The 15,414-nt window shown below is 69.0% G+C and carries 18 protein-coding genes; 8 read left to right on the top strand and 10 right to left on the bottom strand.

Features of this window, described 5'->3' with window-relative positions:
• Positions 1-41: 41 nt before the first annotated feature.
• Positions 42-431: a TMEM165/GDT1 family protein gene (locus tag M9980_RS00745; protein WP_250752364.1), complete on the bottom strand. Its 390-nt coding sequence runs from the start codon at positions 429-431 to the stop codon at positions 42-44.
• A gap of 148 nt (positions 432-579) precedes the next feature.
• Positions 580-906, bottom strand: coding sequence for a hypothetical protein (locus tag M9980_RS00740; protein ID WP_250752362.1), 327 nt, complete (start codon positions 904-906; stop codon positions 580-582).
• A gap of 199 nt (positions 907-1,105) precedes the next feature.
• Here M9980_RS00740 and rpmG point away from each other — a divergent pair, with 199 nt between their 5' ends.
• Positions 1,106-1,273, top strand: a complete 168-nt coding sequence (gene rpmG / locus M9980_RS00735) for a 50S ribosomal protein L33 (protein ID WP_025560997.1) — start codon at positions 1,106-1,108, stop codon at positions 1,271-1,273.
• Between the two features lie 196 nt (positions 1,274-1,469).
• Here rpmG and M9980_RS00730 read toward each other — a convergent pair whose 3' ends face one another.
• Positions 1,470-1,859: a response regulator gene (locus M9980_RS00730; protein WP_250755008.1), complete on the bottom strand. Its 390-nt coding sequence runs from the start codon at positions 1,857-1,859 to the stop codon at positions 1,470-1,472.
• A gap of 43 nt (positions 1,860-1,902) precedes the next feature.
• Between M9980_RS00730 and M9980_RS00725 the strand changes: the two genes are divergently transcribed.
• The 4 genes from M9980_RS00725 to M9980_RS00710 all read left to right on the top strand — a co-directional run bounded on the left by M9980_RS00725 (position 1,903) and on the right by M9980_RS00710 (position 4,325).
• Positions 1,903-2,187: a DUF3572 family protein gene (locus M9980_RS00725; protein WP_250752360.1), complete on the top strand. Its 285-nt coding sequence runs from the start codon at positions 1,903-1,905 to the stop codon at positions 2,185-2,187.
• Entirely contained in the window at positions 2,184-2,828 is a 645-nt protein-coding gene (locus M9980_RS00720) for an HAD family hydrolase (RefSeq protein WP_250752358.1), read from the top strand. The genes M9980_RS00725 and M9980_RS00720 overlap by 4 nt, the downstream gene beginning before the upstream one ends.
• A complete protein-coding gene (locus tag M9980_RS00715) occupies positions 2,825-3,292 on the top strand; it encodes a RidA family protein (RefSeq protein ID WP_250752356.1) in 468 nt (155 codons plus the stop codon). Before M9980_RS00720 ends, M9980_RS00715 begins: the two co-directional genes overlap by 4 nt.
• Before the next feature lie 184 nt (positions 3,293-3,476).
• A complete protein-coding gene (locus M9980_RS00710) occupies positions 3,477-4,325 on the top strand; it encodes a TorF family putative porin (RefSeq protein ID WP_250752354.1) in 849 nt (282 codons plus the stop codon).
• A gap of 227 nt (positions 4,326-4,552) precedes the next feature.
• Here the strand turns inward: M9980_RS00710 and M9980_RS00705 are convergent, their stop codons facing one another.
• From M9980_RS00705 to M9980_RS00690, 4 genes are all read right to left on the bottom strand, one after another.
• Positions 4,553-4,975 carry a DUF3035 domain-containing protein gene (locus M9980_RS00705; protein ID WP_250752353.1) on the bottom strand — a complete coding sequence of 141 codons (423 nt, stop codon included), beginning with the start codon at positions 4,973-4,975 and terminating at the stop codon, positions 4,553-4,555.
• A 2-nt stretch (positions 4,976-4,977) separates the two neighbouring features.
• Complete coding sequence (gene lspA, locus M9980_RS00700; RefSeq protein WP_250752352.1) at positions 4,978-5,481, bottom strand: signal peptidase II; 504 nt, start codon at positions 5,479-5,481, stop codon at positions 4,978-4,980.
• Positions 5,482-5,489: 8 nt separating this feature from the next.
• The gene (ileS, locus tag M9980_RS00695; protein WP_250752351.1) at positions 5,490-8,450 is read right to left on the bottom strand and encodes an isoleucine--tRNA ligase; all 2,961 of its coding nucleotides are present in this window, start codon (positions 8,448-8,450) and stop codon (positions 5,490-5,492) included.
• 112 nt (positions 8,451-8,562) lie between these two features.
• Positions 8,563-9,489 carry a bifunctional riboflavin kinase/FAD synthetase gene (locus tag M9980_RS00690; protein ID WP_250752349.1) on the bottom strand — a complete coding sequence of 309 codons (927 nt, stop codon included), beginning with the start codon at positions 9,487-9,489 and terminating at the stop codon, positions 8,563-8,565.
• A gap of 55 nt (positions 9,490-9,544) precedes the next feature.
• Here M9980_RS00690 and M9980_RS00685 point away from each other — a divergent pair, with 55 nt between their 5' ends.
• Positions 9,545-10,747: an NAD(P)/FAD-dependent oxidoreductase gene (locus M9980_RS00685; RefSeq protein ID WP_250752348.1), complete on the top strand. Its 1,203-nt coding sequence runs from the start codon at positions 9,545-9,547 to the stop codon at positions 10,745-10,747.
• Here the strand turns inward: M9980_RS00685 and M9980_RS00680 are convergent.
• A complete protein-coding gene (locus tag M9980_RS00680) occupies positions 10,732-11,892 on the bottom strand; it encodes a dipeptidase (protein ID WP_250752346.1) in 1,161 nt (386 codons plus the stop codon). The genes M9980_RS00685 and M9980_RS00680 overlap by 16 nt on opposite strands.
• Positions 11,889-12,353 carry a dihydrofolate reductase gene (locus tag M9980_RS00675; RefSeq protein ID WP_250752343.1) on the bottom strand — a complete coding sequence of 155 codons (465 nt, stop codon included), beginning with the start codon at positions 12,351-12,353 and terminating at the stop codon, positions 11,889-11,891. The genes M9980_RS00680 and M9980_RS00675 overlap by 4 nt, the downstream gene beginning before the upstream one ends.
• 64 nt (positions 12,354-12,417) lie before the next feature.
• On the opposite strand from M9980_RS00675, the gene M9980_RS00670 reads away from it, so the two are divergent.
• Positions 12,418-13,872 carry a mannitol dehydrogenase family protein gene (locus tag M9980_RS00670; RefSeq protein WP_250752341.1) on the top strand — a complete coding sequence of 485 codons (1,455 nt, stop codon included), beginning with the start codon at positions 12,418-12,420 and terminating at the stop codon, positions 13,870-13,872.
• 88 nt (positions 13,873-13,960) lie between these two features.
• Here the strand turns inward: M9980_RS00670 and thyA are convergent, their stop codons facing one another.
• A complete protein-coding gene (gene thyA / locus M9980_RS00665; protein ID WP_250752339.1) occupies positions 13,961-14,893 on the bottom strand; it encodes a thymidylate synthase in 933 nt (310 codons plus the stop codon).
• A 118-nt stretch (positions 14,894-15,011) separates the two neighbouring features.
• Between thyA and M9980_RS00660 the strand changes: the two genes are divergently transcribed.
• Entirely contained in the window at positions 15,012-15,413 is a 402-nt protein-coding gene (locus M9980_RS00660) for a JAB domain-containing protein (RefSeq protein ID WP_250752338.1), read from the top strand.
• The last annotated feature ends 1 nt before the right edge of the window (position 15,414 follow it).

The following is a 15,414-nucleotide window of genomic DNA, read 5'->3' as shown; positions in this document are numbered from 1 at the left end:
ATTGGCTCCCCCGCAAAGGCGCGATCAGGGTGATCGAGCGGCTAGATCAGGCGCAGCGCACCCAGCGCGACGACCGCCCCGGTCGCGGCGAGCAGCACGCCACCCGCGACACTGAGCGCGCGAGTCGGCAGGCGGCGCGTCATCGCCGCGCCCGCCACCACGATCGCTCCGCCGAGCGCGCCTGCGACCGCAAGCGCGGGGCTCGGCCCACGGGCTGCCAGCGCGAAGGCGATGAAGGCGGTGCGATCGCCGAGCGCGAGCGCAGAGGTGCCGAGCGCCGCCGCTACCGGACCGCCGCGTGCGAATCGCAGGCTCCACCCCGGTGCGCGCGCGGGGAACAGCGCGGCGATGCCGACGAACAGCAGCGCGAGGGCGAGCAGGAACGCTTTGGCATTGGGGCTGAGCAGCGGGGCGACGAGCGCGCCGCCCACTCCGGCGATGGTCAGCGCGACGGCGTGACCGAAGACGATCGCCGGCCAGCGCGCGCCGCCCAGCAGGGCTGCGAACGCCGCCGGACGGTCGCCGACGCCGGCGAGCAGCGCCGCGACGAAGGCGGGGACGAGGGCTTCCAGTGGTCGATCAGCCGTTCAGGCGGACGGTGCAGGCGGCGGCAAAGGTCTCGCACGTGCCGGCATCGCTGACGCCGCAGCCGACCGCGTCGCGCAGGATCGCCAGCCAGCCGTGGACCAGCGGGCCGCGCTCGCCGCGTGCCAGCGCGCTGTCGAGCGCGTGGACGACGGTGACCGCGGGGCCGATGCCGTGGCGGCTGGCGATGCGGCGGATCGCTTCGAGCTCATCGGCGATTTCGCCGGGCTTCAGGCGGTCGCAGCGGCGGTCCATCGTGTCGATTCGGGCGCACAGGTCGGCGACGACCATGTTCCCCGCATCCTGCCAAGCCATCGCCATTCCGCGTCCCCCTCGCCCCTGTCATGTCATGGACGGGAGCGTGCGCCCGCGAGGGTTAACACCGCGTCAACGCTTCGCGCAGGGCGCCTTGGAGTTGACAAGTCGGGCCGGATGCAGCATGCGCCCACCCCAGATGGCGGCGGCCCTTGCCGGGGCGTGCCGCCTTGATCGTTTTCAAGCAGAATCGAGAGTTTTGGGCATGGCCAAGCCAACCACCGTCAAGATCAAGCTCGTCAGCACCGCCGACACCGGCTTCTTCTACGTGACGAAGAAGAATCCGCGGACGCAGACCGAGAAGTTCTCGTTCCGCAAGTACGATCCCGTCGTGCGCAAGCATGTCGAGTTCAAGGAAGCCAAGATCAAGTAATCCCCGGGGGCGCGCAAGCGCCCGGATTGCGCGACGCCTCCCCTGACGGGGGCATGCAGGAGCCGCGGGCGTGATGCCGGCGGCTTTTTTGCATTGGGCAGGTCAGAGTGAGCTCGGCAGCGTCATTTTCTCCGCCACGCCGTCAGACGGAACGGCTGCGCCGGACCGCTGCCCGCCGTGGCGAGTCGGCGGCTTGCTAGGCAAGCCGCTCGCCGCCCGCGTCTGGCAGCAGCGCGCGGACTTCGTCGATGAAGCGCATCACCGAAATCGGTTTCGACACATAGGCGTTGGCGCCCGCCGCGCGGATGCGGTCCTCGTCGTCGCGACCGGCATACGCGGTTACCGCCATGATCGGGATCGCGCGCAGCCGGGGATCGCGCTTCATCTGGCCGATCAGCTCGAACCCGCTGACGTGGGGCAGCTGGATGTCCATCACCACCAGGTCGGGCTCGAACGCCTTGGCACACGCGACCGCATCGCGCCCGTCGCGCACCGGCTCGACCGCGAAGTCGTGCGCGCGCAGCAGGTCGCAGAACAGTTTCAGATTGAGTTCGTTGTCCTCGACAACGAGCACCCTTTTTGCCACGCGGTTCACGCCTATCCCAGCCTTTACGCCGAGTGAGTAAGCGATGCCGCGCGACGACACAAATGCCGATGGGGCGCCCGACGATTCGACGCTCGCGCTGCGCGCGCTGGTGTGGACGCTCGCCGAGCCGCAGCGGGCGATGCGGCTGCTCGACACCACCGGACTGGCACCTGCCGACCTGCGATCGTCGGCGTCGGCGCCCGCGACTCTCGTCGCGCTGCTGACGTTCCTGGAAGCGCATGAGCCCGACCTGATTGCCTGTGCCGAGGGCATCGGCACCACCCCTGCGGCCTTGGTCGCCACCCGCGAACGGCTGGAGGCCGCATGAAACCGCTGCTGATCTGCGACTGCGACGAGGTGCTGCTGCACATGGTCCGCCACTTCGGCGTGTGGCTGGACGAGGCGCACGCCATCGATTTCGACGCGAACGGCGGCGATTTCGCGACCGCGATGACGCGGCGGTCGGACGGATCGCGGGTGGAACGCGAGGATATGTGGGCGCTGCTCGACGGCTTCTTCCCGCACGAAATGGCGCGCCAGACGCTGGTGCCCCACGCGCGCGAGGCGCTGGCCGACATCGCGAAGGCCGCCGACATCGTCATCCTCACCAATTTGGGCGACCATTGCCGCGACGCGCGGATCGCGCAGCTGGCCGAGCACGGCATCGCCCACCGCGTCGAATGCAACCAGGGCGGCAAGGGCGCCCCCGTCGCGCGGCTGGTGGCGGAGCACGGCAACCCGGTCACCGTCTTCGTCGACGACCTGGCGGTGCATCACGAATCGGTCGCCCGCCACGCGCCCGAAGTCCACCGCCTGCACATGATTTCCGAACCCGGCCTGGCGCCGAACGTGCCCAAGGCGCCCGCCGCCCACGCCCGCATCGACGATTGGCGCGACGCCGCGATGTGGATCGAAACCCGCTTTGCCGAGGGGCGACCCGCCCCGGCCCTTTCAGGAGTTGCCGCATGACCACCCAGATCGACCGCACGCTCGAACAGCTCGGGCTCACCCTCCCCAACCCCGCCGCGCCGATCGCGTCGTACGTGCCCGCGGTCGAGGCGGGCGGCCTGCTCCACATCTCGGGCCAGTTGCCGTTCAAGGAGGATGGGTCGCTGATGCTCGGGCGGCTGGGTGAGGGCGATTGCGACCTCGCCTATGGTCAGGAGGCGGCGAAGCGGTGCGCGCTGATGCTGGCGGCGCAGATCAAGGCGGCGCTGGGAGGGTTCGAGCGCGTCGAGCGGATCGTGAAGCTGGGCGTCTTCATCAACTCGGCCGCCGACTTCATCGAACAGCCGCAGGTCGCGAACGGCGCGTCGGACCTGATGGTGTCGCTGTTCGGCGACGCCGGCAAGCATGCCCGCAGCGCGGTCGGCGTGCCGGTGCTGCCGCGCGGCGTCGCGGTGGAGATCGATGCGATCGTCGCCGTTCGATAGGACGGGCGATTGTTGCGTCACCGCAACACGACCATTGCCGAAAGTTGCTGCGCGCGTCGATTTATGTTGTGCGGCGCAGCAACTTTGAGGCATGACTGACGCGTCGCCGGACAAGCGGGGCGCATCCAAGCAGCACCACAGCCGGCACGCAGGCGGAAACCATCGACCCATCAAGGGAGGTCATATGATGCGTTTCTCGACTCTCGGCGCGGCTGCGATCCTGATCGCCGCCGCCACCCCCGCCGCCGCGCAGGACAGCGATCCCGCAACGCGGCTACCCGATCCGGCGACGGCCCCCCCCCCGGCGCTGACCGTGACGGGCAGCGCGACCCTCATCAGCGACTACCGGTTCCGCGGCCTGACCCAGACCGACGGCAAGCCCGCGATCCAGGGAACGGTGAACGTCAACCACAGCTCGGGCTTCTACGTCGGCACCTTCGTGTCGACGATCGACGGTGGCCCCGACGGCAGCACCCCGGCGCTAACCGGCTATGGCGAGGCGGAGGTCGACCTGTACGGCGGCTTCACCAAGACGCTGTCGAACGGCGTCGGGATCGACGTCGGGCTGCTCTACTATCTCTACCCGATCGACAAGACGTCGGGGCTGAACACCGACTTCTTCGAACCCTATGCCGCGGTCACCTACACGATCGGGCCGGTCGCGACGAAGCTGGGTGCCGCCTACGCGTGGGGCGGGCAGGACGGACTGGCGGGGTTCGACCCGCGCGGCGGCAACGACGACAATCTCTATGCCTACGGCGAGGCATCGGTCGCGATCCCGACGACCCCGGTCACGCTTAAGGGGCATCTGGGCTATTCGGAGGGGTCGCTGGGCGGCTTCAACGGCACGCTCGACAACAACTACCTCGACTGGTCGGTAACCGCGGAGGCGGTCGGCGGGCCGCTGAAGGTCGGGGTCAGCTACGTCGATACCGACATCAGCGAGCGGCGGACGGCGGCGTTTCCGAAAGGATACGCGCGGTCGCTGGGGCGCGGAGCTACCGTGCTGGCGTATGTGGGATTTGCGTTCTGAGGGTTCGCCTCCTCACGCCCACCCACACCGTTCGCCTCGAGTAGGCGTCGAGCTTGTCGAGACGACGTATCGAGAGGTGGGTGCCTCGTGGAGAGAAACTCTCGATACGGGCTCTCGACTGCGCTCGATCCCTACTCGAGGCGAACGGACTGGGGATTGGCAGCCCACGAAAAAAGGGGCGGAGACTCACCCGAGTCCCCGCCCCTTTTGTCTCTCAGACCGAGAGTTTACTGCCCGCTCGGCGTCGCCACGCGAGCCGCCTGCCCGTCACCCTCGGGCGCGGCGACGATGTCGCGGGTGGTCGAGCCCTTTTCGACCACGACGGTCTTGGGATCGCCCGCTTCCGACCGGATGCCGGCGCCGGCGATGTCGCGGCCGGCGGCGGACAGCGTCGAGGTTTCGGTCGCGCTGCGCGGGGCGGGGCCGCCGAACAGGGCGTCGAGCGCCTGCTGCGCCGCGGTGCCGTCCTGCGGGCGGGCGGCGCCGGGCTGCGGCGGAACTAGCGCATAATCGGGCGGGATGACCAGCGGCGCCTGGCGTGCCACGGCGAATTCGTCCGGGCGCGAGCGGTTCAGGCCGCCGCCGCTGCCACAGGCCGACAGCGCCAGCACGGAGGCGATACCGCCGACGAGGATCACGACCTTACGCATTCTCACTTCTCCTGGGGCACCGCTGCCGCCGGGGTGCGCACGAACAGCGACCGCAGCAACAGGATGACGACACCGATGGTAATCGCGGCGTCGGCGACATTGAAGACCAAAAACGGGCGCCACTCGCCGAAATGCAGGTCGGCATAATCGACGACATAGCCGAAACGGATGCGATCGAGAATATTGCCGATCGCCCCGCCCAGCACGAGGCCGAGGCCGATGAGGTCGCCCCGCACCGTCTCGCGCCGCATCCAGAAGGCGACGCCCACCGCGATCGCCGCGGTCAGCGCGACCAGGCCCCAGCGCATCGCCGGGCTGTCGGCGGGCAGCAGGCCGAGCGAGATGCCGACGTTGGGCACGAAGCGCAGGTCGAAGAACGACACGACTTCGCGCACCGCGCCGAGGTGATCGAGGCCGAACGGGCCGACGACCCACGCCTTTATCAGCTGGTCGATGACGAAGACGGCGGCGGCGACGGCGAAGCCGATCAGGCGATTGCGGGGCATGCTTGGACTCAGGCGACGACGGAGGCGCAGCGGTCGCACAATGCGCCGTCCACCGCAACCTCGGGGAGGTGGCGCCAGCAGCGACCGCATTTAGCGTAATCGGTGCGGGTGACGGTCAGCGCATCGTCTTGCGTCACGCGCGCGACGATGAACACCTCGGCCAGCGCCGCTTCGTCGAGCGGCATGTCCGGGACGGTCACCGCCGCCTCGTTGCTGGAGCGGATCGTCTTCTCGCGGCGATAGGGCTCGATCGCCTCGGTCACCGTCGTGCGCAGCGCGCGGACGTCTGCCCAGTTGGTCGAGATCGCATCGTCACCCGGCAGCGCCGGCAATTCCGGCCATTCGAGGAAATGCACCGATCCGTCCTCGCTCGGGTAGCGCGCCTGCCACACTTCCTCCGCGGTGAAGGCGATGATCGGGGCCGCATAGCGGACGAGGGCGTGGAACAGGATGTCGAGCACGGTGCGATACGCCCGGCGCTTCGGGTCGGTGGCCGCGTCGCAGTAGAGCGAATCCTTGCGGATATCGAAGAAGAATGCCGACAGGTCGTCGTTCGCGAAATCGGTCAGCGCGCGGGTGTAGCGGTTGAATTCATACGCCTCCGCCGCCGCGCGCAGCTCGACGTCGAGCGTGCCTAGCTTGTGGAGAATGTACAGCTCCAGCTCGGGCATGTCGCCGACCGCGACCTTCTCCGCATCGTCGAAGCCGTCGAGGGCGCCGAGCAGATAGCGGAAGGTGTTGCGCAGCTTGCGATAGGTGTCGCCGGTGCCGGCGAGCACTTCCTTGCCGACGCGCACGTCGTCGAAATAGTCGGTCTGCGCGACCCACAGGCGCAGGATATCGGCGCCGCTTTCCCCGATCACCTTCAGCGGGTCGACGACGTTGCCCAGCGACTTCGACATCTTCTTGCCCTTGCCGTCGAGCGCGAAGCCGTGCGTCAGCACCGCGTCATACGGCGCGCGCCCGCGGGTACCGCAGCTTTCCAGCAGCGACGACTGGAACCAGCCGCGATGCTGGTCCGACCCCTCGAGATACAGGTTGGCGCGGACGCCCTCGCCGTAGCGTTTCTCGACGGTGAAGACGTGGGTGGACCCTGAATCGAACCACACGTCGAGGATGTCGTTGATCGGCTCGTAGTCGGCGAGGTCGTAGTCGGCACCGAGCAGCGCGGCGTGGTCCGCCCCGAACCACGCGTCGGCGCCGCCAGCCTGGAAGGCCTCCACAATGCGGGCATTGACCGCGGGGTCCGCAAGATACTCGCCGGTCTGGCGATGGACATAGAGCGCGATCGGCACGCCCCAGGCGCGCTGGCGGCTGATGACCCAGTCCGGGCGCCCCTCCACCATCGAACGGATGCGGTTCTGGGAGCGGACGGGGATCCAGCGGGTACGCTCGATCGCGTCGAGCGCGGTTTCGCGGAGTGTGGCGCCGTTGGAGAACGGCTTCTCGACTTCGCTCGAAGCGAACGGTTGGGGGGAGGCTGCATTTCCAATTCCGTTCGTTTCGAGCGAAGTCGAGAAACGGGTCTGGGCACCATCCATCGGAATGAACCACTGCGGCGTCGCGCGGAAGATGATCTTTGCCTTCGACCGCCACGAATGCGGGTAGGAGTGCGCGAAGTCGTCCGACGCCGCGAGCAGCGCGCCTGCTGCGCGCAGGTCGCTGCAGATCGGTCCGTCGCTTGCGACGAACTTCTTGTTGATGACCGAACCCTGCCCTCCGAGCCACGCCCAGTCGGCACGGTACATCCCCGCACCGTCGACCGCGAAGACCGGGTCGATGCCGTGTTCCTTGCACAGCGCAAAATCGTCCTCGCCGTGGTCGGGCGCCATATGGACGAGGCCGGTACCAGCGTCGGTGGTGACGAACTCGCCAGGCAGGAACGGGCGGGGCTTGGCGAAGAATGTGTTTGGGTAGCGATCAGCCATCGGGTGGCGGGCAAGGACTCCTTCAAGCTGCCTGCCTGAATAGGCCTTGTCATCATCAAGGGTCATCAACCTGATGCCACCATTATTTCCCCAAAGCGCTCGCATTCGCGCTTCAAGCTCGCTCTTCAAAACGTCGGAGTGGCTCTCGGCAATTAAGATTTTGCGCCCATCCAATTGCTTCAAAGCAGCGTCTGCGAACACGTCAGTGCCGACTCCAGCGTTGACCGATACGCCTATGGTGTAAGTCCGGTAAGTGATCTTCGTCCCATAAGCCAAAGCCTGGTTCACCGGGATCGTCCACGGCGTCGTCGTCCAGATCACCGCGTGTGCGCCGATCAGTTCGGGGGCGTTCGGGGCGTCCGTGATCTCGAACGCGACGTCGATCTGCGTCGAGACGATGTCCTCATACTCGACCTCGGCCTCGGCCAGCGCGGTCTTTTCGACCGGGCTCCACATCACCGGCTTGGCGCCGCGGTAGAGCTGGCCGCTTTCGGCGAACTTCAGCAGCTCGCCGACGATCGTCGCCTCGCTGTCGAAATTCATCGTCAGATAGGGGTCGTCCCAGTCGCCCATCACGCCCAGCCGCTCGAACTGCGCGCGCTGCACCGCGACCCACTTCGCCGCATAGGCACGGCATTCGGCGCGGAATTCGGCGGCCGGCACCTCGTCCTTGTTCAGCTTCTTGGAGCGATACGCCTCCTCGATCTTCCATTCGATCGGCAGGCCGTGGCAGTCCCAGCCGGGGACGTAGGGCGCATCCTTGCCCATCAAACTCTGCGAGCGGACGACGATGTCCTTCAGGATCTTGTTCATGGCGTGGCCCATGTGAATGTCGCCATTCGCATAGGGGGGGCCGTCGTGTAGAATGAACCGCTCGCGCCCGGCGCGCTGCTCGCGCAAGGCATCGTACACGCCCAGCCGCGCCCACCGCTCGAGGATCGCCGGCTCCTTGGCGGCGAGGCCGGCCTTCATCGGGAAGTCGGTCTTCGGCAGGAAGACGGTGTCGCGGTAGTCGCGCGCGGTATCAGGCGTGTCGGTCATAGGTGGTGGGGCATTACTTGCGCGTCACGCTACGCACAACCTGTTCCCCGGCGAAGGCCGGGGCCCAGTCGGGGGACGTGCCAACTGGGCCCCGGCCTTCGCCGGGGCACGTTCAGGGCTGGAGCAGCGTCCGCGCCCGCTCACAATCCTCAGCCATCTGCGCCTGCAACGCCTCCAGCGTGTCGAACTTCGCCTCGGGCCGCAGGTATTCGATCAGCTCGACCTCGATCGTCTGGCCGTACAGGTCGCCCGAAAAGTCGAAGAAATACGCCTCCAGCAACTCGATCGGCGGCTCGAAGGTCGGGCGGATGCCGAGGTTCGCCGCCCCGTCCAAAATGCGTCCGTCGGCCAGCCGCCCGCGCACGGCGTAGATGCCATAGGCGGGACGCAGGTACGGCCCCATGTCGAGGTTCGCGGTCGGGTAGCCGATCGTGCGGCCGAGCTGCGCGCCGGGCTGGACTACGCCCTGCACCGCGAAGGGACGGGTGAGCAGCGCGGCGGCATCGCGCGGGCGTCCGGCTTGAAGCGCCTCGCGGATGCGGCTGGAGGATACGGGCGCGCCGTCGAACGCGACCGGGCCGACCGTCTCGACCGAGAAGCCGAGCTCCGCGCCGAGCGTCCGTAGAACGTCGATGTTTCCACTGCGCTTGTGACCGAAGGTGAAGTCCTCGCCGGTCACCACCCCGCCCGCGCCAATCAGGCCAATCAGCCGCTGTTCGACGAACGCGCGCGCATCGAGGCTGGCTAGGGCGGCGTCGAAGCGGAACACCAGCATCGCGTCCGCCCCGGCGTCGGCGAACAGCCGCTCGCGCTGGTCGAGCGTGGTCAGGCGGAATGGCGCGGCATCGGGTTTGAAGAAGCGCACCGGATGCGGATCGAACGTCGCGATCAGCGCCGGGCGCCCCTCGGCACGCGCGCGCGCGATGGTAGCGCCGGCGACCGCCTGGTGCCCGAGATGAAATCCGTCGAAATTGCCGAGCGCGACGATCCCGCCGCGCAAGGGCGCTGGAACCGGCGTGCCGCCGTCCAGCCGCACCATGCGGCCTGCCCTAGCCGAGCGGGCCCGAGACGCGCAATCGTGCGTTGCGCGGGACATGATCGACCTGACCGAACATCACGACCTGCGCACCGGCACGCCCGTATGGACCGACCACGCTACACCCCCGGACAGCGACCCGCTGCCGACGCGCAAGGTTGACGTCGCAATCGTCGGCGCCGGGATCATGGGCGCGATGGTCGCGGATGCGCTGGCGCTGAGCGGGCGCAGCGTCGCGCTGGTTGACCGCCGCCCGCCCGCCGCGGGCAGCACCGCCGCCTCCACCGCGCTGGTGATGTGGGAGATTGACACGCCGCTGACGCATCTGGCGGAAACGATCGGGCTGGATGCGGCGGGCACGCGGTGGCGGCGGGTATACGACGCGGTCCAGCGGCTGCACGCGAAGGTCGGCGAGGTGACCGACGCCCCGCCGTTCGTACCGACCGTGTACCTGGCGGGCGACCTGCTCGACGCTGACGCGCTGGAGGCCGAGGGCGCGGCGCGGCGGCAGTTCGGGTTGCCGAGCGAATGGCTGGCGGCGGAGACGGTCGCCGAGCGATTCGGTATCGCGCCCCGCCCCGCGCTGGTGTCGGACGGCGGCTTCTTGGTCGATCCGGTGGCACTCGCCTGCGGGCTGCTGGCGCGGGCGCGGGCCAATGGCGCGACCGTGAGCTGGCCGGTGGATGCGCTGCGCTTCGATGGAAACACGGTCGTCACTGATGGCGGCTCCCTGACGGCGGATCGGATCGTGCTGGCGGGCGGGTATGAGCGGGCGCGCGCGTTCCTGCCGCCCGCCTTTTCGCTGCTGTCGAGCTACGCCATCGCCACCGCGCCGGGCACCGCGCCCAAGTGGCGCGAGGACGCGATGATCTGGGGGGCGTCCGATCCCTATCTCTACACGCGCACCGATGCCGAGGGGCGGATCATCGCCGGCGGCGAGGACGAGGATTTCGCCACACCCGAAGCCTCACGCGACCGCCGGATCGAGGAGAAGGCCGGCACGATCGCCGCAAAACTCGCCGCGCTGCTGAACGTGCCCGACATCGCGGTCGACCGGCGCTGGGCGGCGACGTTTGGGGCGTCGCCCGACGGCCTTCCCGCGATCGGCAGGGCGCGCAACCACGACGGGCTGTGGCTGGCGAGCGGGTTCGGCGGCAACGGGGTCAGCTTCGCGGCGCTGGGCGCGGAGCTGCTGCTGGCGGAGTTCGACGGCACGCCCGACGCTCTGGCTGCGAGCTTCGATCCCTACCGCTTCGGCTGAATCCCCGCACGCAGCACGCGCAGCGCGTTGCCGTGCATCACCTTCGCCACCTCGTCGGCGGTGAAGCCGCGGTCGAGCAGCGCCTGGGCGATCGACTCCAGCCCGGTCGTATCGAAGCCGGTGGTGACCGCGCCGTCGAAATCCGATCCCAGCGCGACATGATCGATCCCGGCGACGTCACGGACATGGGCGATGGCGGCGGCGATCGCTCGGGGAGAGGTCGAGCAGACCGCGGCGTCCCAATAGCCGATGCCGATTAGACCGCCGGTGCGCGCGATGCCGCGGATTTCCTCATCGGTCAGGTTGCGGTTGACCCGGCACGTCGCCTGGACGCCGCCGTGCGAGGACACGACCGCGCGCCGCGCCAGCCGCAGCATGTCGGCGACCGCGGCGTGGCTGGCGTGCGCCACATCGACGATCATCCCCTGCGCCTCCATCCGCCGCATGACCGCGAGGCCGAACGGCGTCAGCCCGCCCTTTGACACCCCGTGCATCGACCCGGCGAGGTCGTTGTCGAAGAAATGCGTGAACCCCGCCATGCGGAAGCCCGCGGCATGGAGCCGATCGACATTGGCGAGCTTCCCCTCGAGGTTCTGCAACCCCTCCACCGACAGAATCGCCCCGACCGGGCGCGCTGTGCCTGAGCGATCGGCGAGCAGCCGGTCGAGGTCGGCGGCGCTGCGGATGACGCGCAGGCCCCCGTCCGACCGCGCAGCGGCGCGCTCCAGCTTCTCGGCGTGCCAGAGCGAGCGTTCGAGCAGCGACGTCCACGTCCGCGGCGGCTGCAACTGCGCGACGGTCAGCAGCGTGATATTGTCGGTGTCGCCGGTGTTGCGATCGTAATTCTGGCCCTTCGGCGTCTTGGTCACGCTGCTGAAAACCTGGAGCGCGGCGCCGCCCTGCGCCAGCCGCGGCAGATCGACCTGCCCCCGCGTCGCGCGCGTCGTCAGGTCGCGGCTCCACAGCAATGTGTCGGCGTGCAGATCGACGCTGCCCACCGCCATGCCGGCGGAGCGCGGCGTGGTCTTCAGCGCGACCGGCACGACCTTGTTCATGCTCCGCTCGACGATGCCCGGCGCGAGCAGGAAAAAGGCTGCGAGCGCGAGGGCGGCGACGATCGCGCCGAGCCCGATGATCCGCCTCATGCCCCGCGCTCCAGCGTCACGAAGCTGTAGCCGTCGTGATCCTCTCGCGCGGTTTCGCGCCAGCCGGTGAAGGGCGGCACGACCGCATCGCCCTCGGGCGTCGCGTGAACTTCGGTCAACTCGACCCGGCTCGCGATCGGCAGCGCGAGGGCAAAGATTTCCGCGCCGCCGATCACCGCGACCTCGGGCACGTCACCGGCGAGCGCGATCGCCTCTTCGAGCGTGCCCGCGATTTCCGCCCCCTCCCCGCGCCACGCCGGATCGCGGGTCAGCACGATGTGGCGGCGGCCGGGCAAGGGGCTGGGGAAGCTCTCGAACGTCTTGCGACCCATCACCATCGGCTTGCCCATCGTCATCGCCTTGAAGCGCTTCAGGTCGGCGGGCAGGCGCCACGGCAACTGGCCGTCGCGCCCGATCACGCCGTTGGTGGCGCGGGCGAGGTAGAGGACGATGTCGGGCATCGCGCGACTATGCGCAGGCCGCCATCGCTTGCCAAGCCAAGCGCGGGGCGTAGAAACCGGTGTCATGGACCGACTTTCTACCGCCATCCTCCCCGCCCTGCCCGCCGACGTCGCGCGACCGGCCTATGACCGGGCGAAGGTGACCAGCGGCATCGTCCATCTGGGCATCGGCGCATTCCACCGCGCGCATCAAGCCTGGTATGCCGAGCAGGCGCTGGCGGCAGGCGACCTGCGCTGGGGGATTACGGCTGTCTCGCTGCGATCGTCGGGCGTCCGCGACCAGATGGCGCCGCAGAATGGGCTCTACACGCTGGCGACGCGCGATGGCGGTGACGAGCGGCTGGCGGTGATCGGCGCAGTGCACCGCGTGCTGGTGGCGCCCGAAGACCCGCAGGCCGTGGTCGCGGCGATGGCGGATGCAGCTTGCCACATCGTCAGCCTGACGGTGACCGAGAAGGGCTACAAGCTCGATCCCGCGACCGGTGCGCTGATTGCCGACGACCCCGATCTGGCCGCCGACATGGCATCGCTCGAGCGCCCGCGCACCGCGCCGGGCCTGATCGTGGCGGCGCTCGCCCGGCGACGGGCGGAGGGACTGATGCCTTTCACTGCGATCAGCTGCGACAATCTTCCGCACAATGGCGCGCGGCTGGCGGCGGCGGTAACGACACTGGCGCGCGCGCACGACCCGGCGCTGGCCGACTGGATCGAGCGTCACGGCGCCTTCCCGCAGACGATGGTCGACCGCATCGTTCCCGCGACCACCGACGCCGACGTCGCCGCGCTCGCCGTACGGATCGGGGTCGAGGACCGGGCGATGGTGAAGACCGAGCCGTTCAGCCAGTGGGTGATCGAGGATCGCTTCGCCGGCGAGCGTCCCGATTTCGAGGGCGTCGGCGTTCAGGTCACGCCCGCGGTCGCGCCGTGGGAGGATGCCAAGCTGCGGCTGCTGAACGGCGCGCACAGTGCGATCGCGTATCTGGGCGGGCTGGCCGGGGTGGAATTCGTCCACGAAATGGTGGCGCAGACTCCGGTGCGCGCTTTCGTCGAGCGGCTGTGGGATGAGGCGGCGGCGACGCTCACGCCGCCACCGGGGCTGGACGTGGCGGCGTATCGCGGGGACTTGATCGCGCGCTTCGCCAACCCGGCGCTCGGTCACCGTACACGACAGATCGCGATGGACGGGTCGCAAAAGCTGCCCCAGCGGCTGCTCGCGCCGATCGCCGAGCGGCGGGCGCGCGGGTTGGAGGTTGAGGCGCTGGCGCTGGGCGTCGCAGCGTGGATGAAGTGGCAGGGCGGGCGCGACGACGCCGGCGCGGCGTTCGTGGTGGACGACCCGCTGGCCGCGGTGACGGCGGCGCGGCTGGCCGGGTTGACCGATCCGGGCGAGCGGGTTGCAGCGCTGCTGTCGATCGCGGCGGTGTTTCCGGCGGAGCTGGCGGCGGACGCGGTGTTTCGCGCGGTGCTGACGCGGCAGCTGGCGGCGCTAGACGCGCGGGGCGGGCTGGGCGTTCTCTAACCGATCCGTTCGTTTCGAGCTTAGTCGAGAAACATGCCCCGAGCGGTGCGCCCGGTTTCTCGACTACGCTCGAAACGAACGGGGGTGGTCATACCGCCACCGGCGCCGCGATGTGCGGGTGGGGATCGTAGCCCTCGACCACGAAATCCTCGATGGCGTAATCGAAGATCGTCGCCGGACGCCGCGTGATGCAGAGTGTCGGGAAAGCCCGCGGTTCGCGCGCGGTCTGTTCGGCGACGAGGTGTTCGTGGTTGAGATACACGTGCGCGTCGCCGCAGCTCCACACGAGTTCGCCGGGCTCGAGATCGCATTGCTGGGCGAGCATGCGGATCAGCAACGCTGCGGAGAAGGCGTTAAAGGCAAAGCCGAGCCCCAGATCGCACGACCGCTGCCACAGCATTCCCGACAGTTTCCCGCGCGCCACATGATATTGGTACGTCATGTGGCACGGTGGCAGCGCCATGCCGTCCAGTTCCGCGACGTTCCACCCGGTGAAGATATGCCGCCGCGACATCGGGTTGGTGCGCAGCGATTCGAGCAGCGCCGCGATCTGGTCGATGCCCTTCGCTCGCCGCCGATACAGCCCGTCGCCGGCGGGTTCGTACACCGGCCAGTCGACCCATTGCTTCCCGTACACCGGACCGAGTTCGCCCCACCGCGCGGCGAACGCATCGTCGGCCAGGATGCGCGCCTCGAACGTGTCGCGGTCGATCGCCTCGCCCGTCGCGCGGACATAGGCGGCGAGCGGCCAGTCGGTCCAGATATGCACCTTTTGCCGCACCAGTCCGCGGATGTTGGTGTCGCCCGACAGGAACCACAACATCTCGCGCGCCGCGGTCTTCCACGCCACGCGCTTGGTCGTCAGCAGGGGCACGCGCCCGCCGGACAGGTCGAAGCGCAGCGTCGGCCCGAACAGCGACCGCGTGCCAACCCCGGTGCGGTCGCGGCGCTCGTCGCCCGCCTCCCACACGCGCGTCAAGAGGTCGAGGTAGAGGCGTTCTTCGGGGTTGGGGTCGGTCATGCGGTATCTCTACCGCGTCGGCGACCGCGCACAACCGGGCAGCGGCGCATCCGATCCGGCGCCATAATGGATGCGGTTGCGGTGGCGGCTACGCGCGGGCGTCCGCAGTCTGCCGCGAATGGCGGTTGCCCTACCCGCTCCGGTAATCGTCCGCTGCATCGATGGCGTTCCCGCCGCACGCGCCCTGTTCGCGGACATCGCGACCGCCCCGCACGAGATCGCCGGTATCGCCTATCTGGCGCGCGACCGGACGCTGCTCGGGCTGCGCCACATCCGCGGCGGGCGCGACCGGGTGGCGGTGTTGCCGCGGCTGCTGGCGGGCGACGCGCTGTCGCTCGATGCGCGATTCGTGGTGATGGCGCACAACCACCCGAGCGGCGACGTCAGCCCAAGCCCCGGCGACCTGGCATGGACCCGCGCGATCGCGCGCGTGCTCGATGGAATCGAGGTGCGGATGGTCGATGCGCTGATCCTGGCGGGCGACCGCACGACGAGCTTCCGCGCGCTCGGCCTCCTCTGAT

The organism is Sphingomonas donggukensis, from assembly GCF_023674425.1.
Lineage (GTDB): Bacteria > Pseudomonadota > Alphaproteobacteria > Sphingomonadales > Sphingomonadaceae > Sphingomonas > Sphingomonas donggukensis.
The sequence above is the reverse complement of the archived record's forward strand: the minus strand, read 5'-3'. Positions and strand labels throughout refer to the sequence as shown.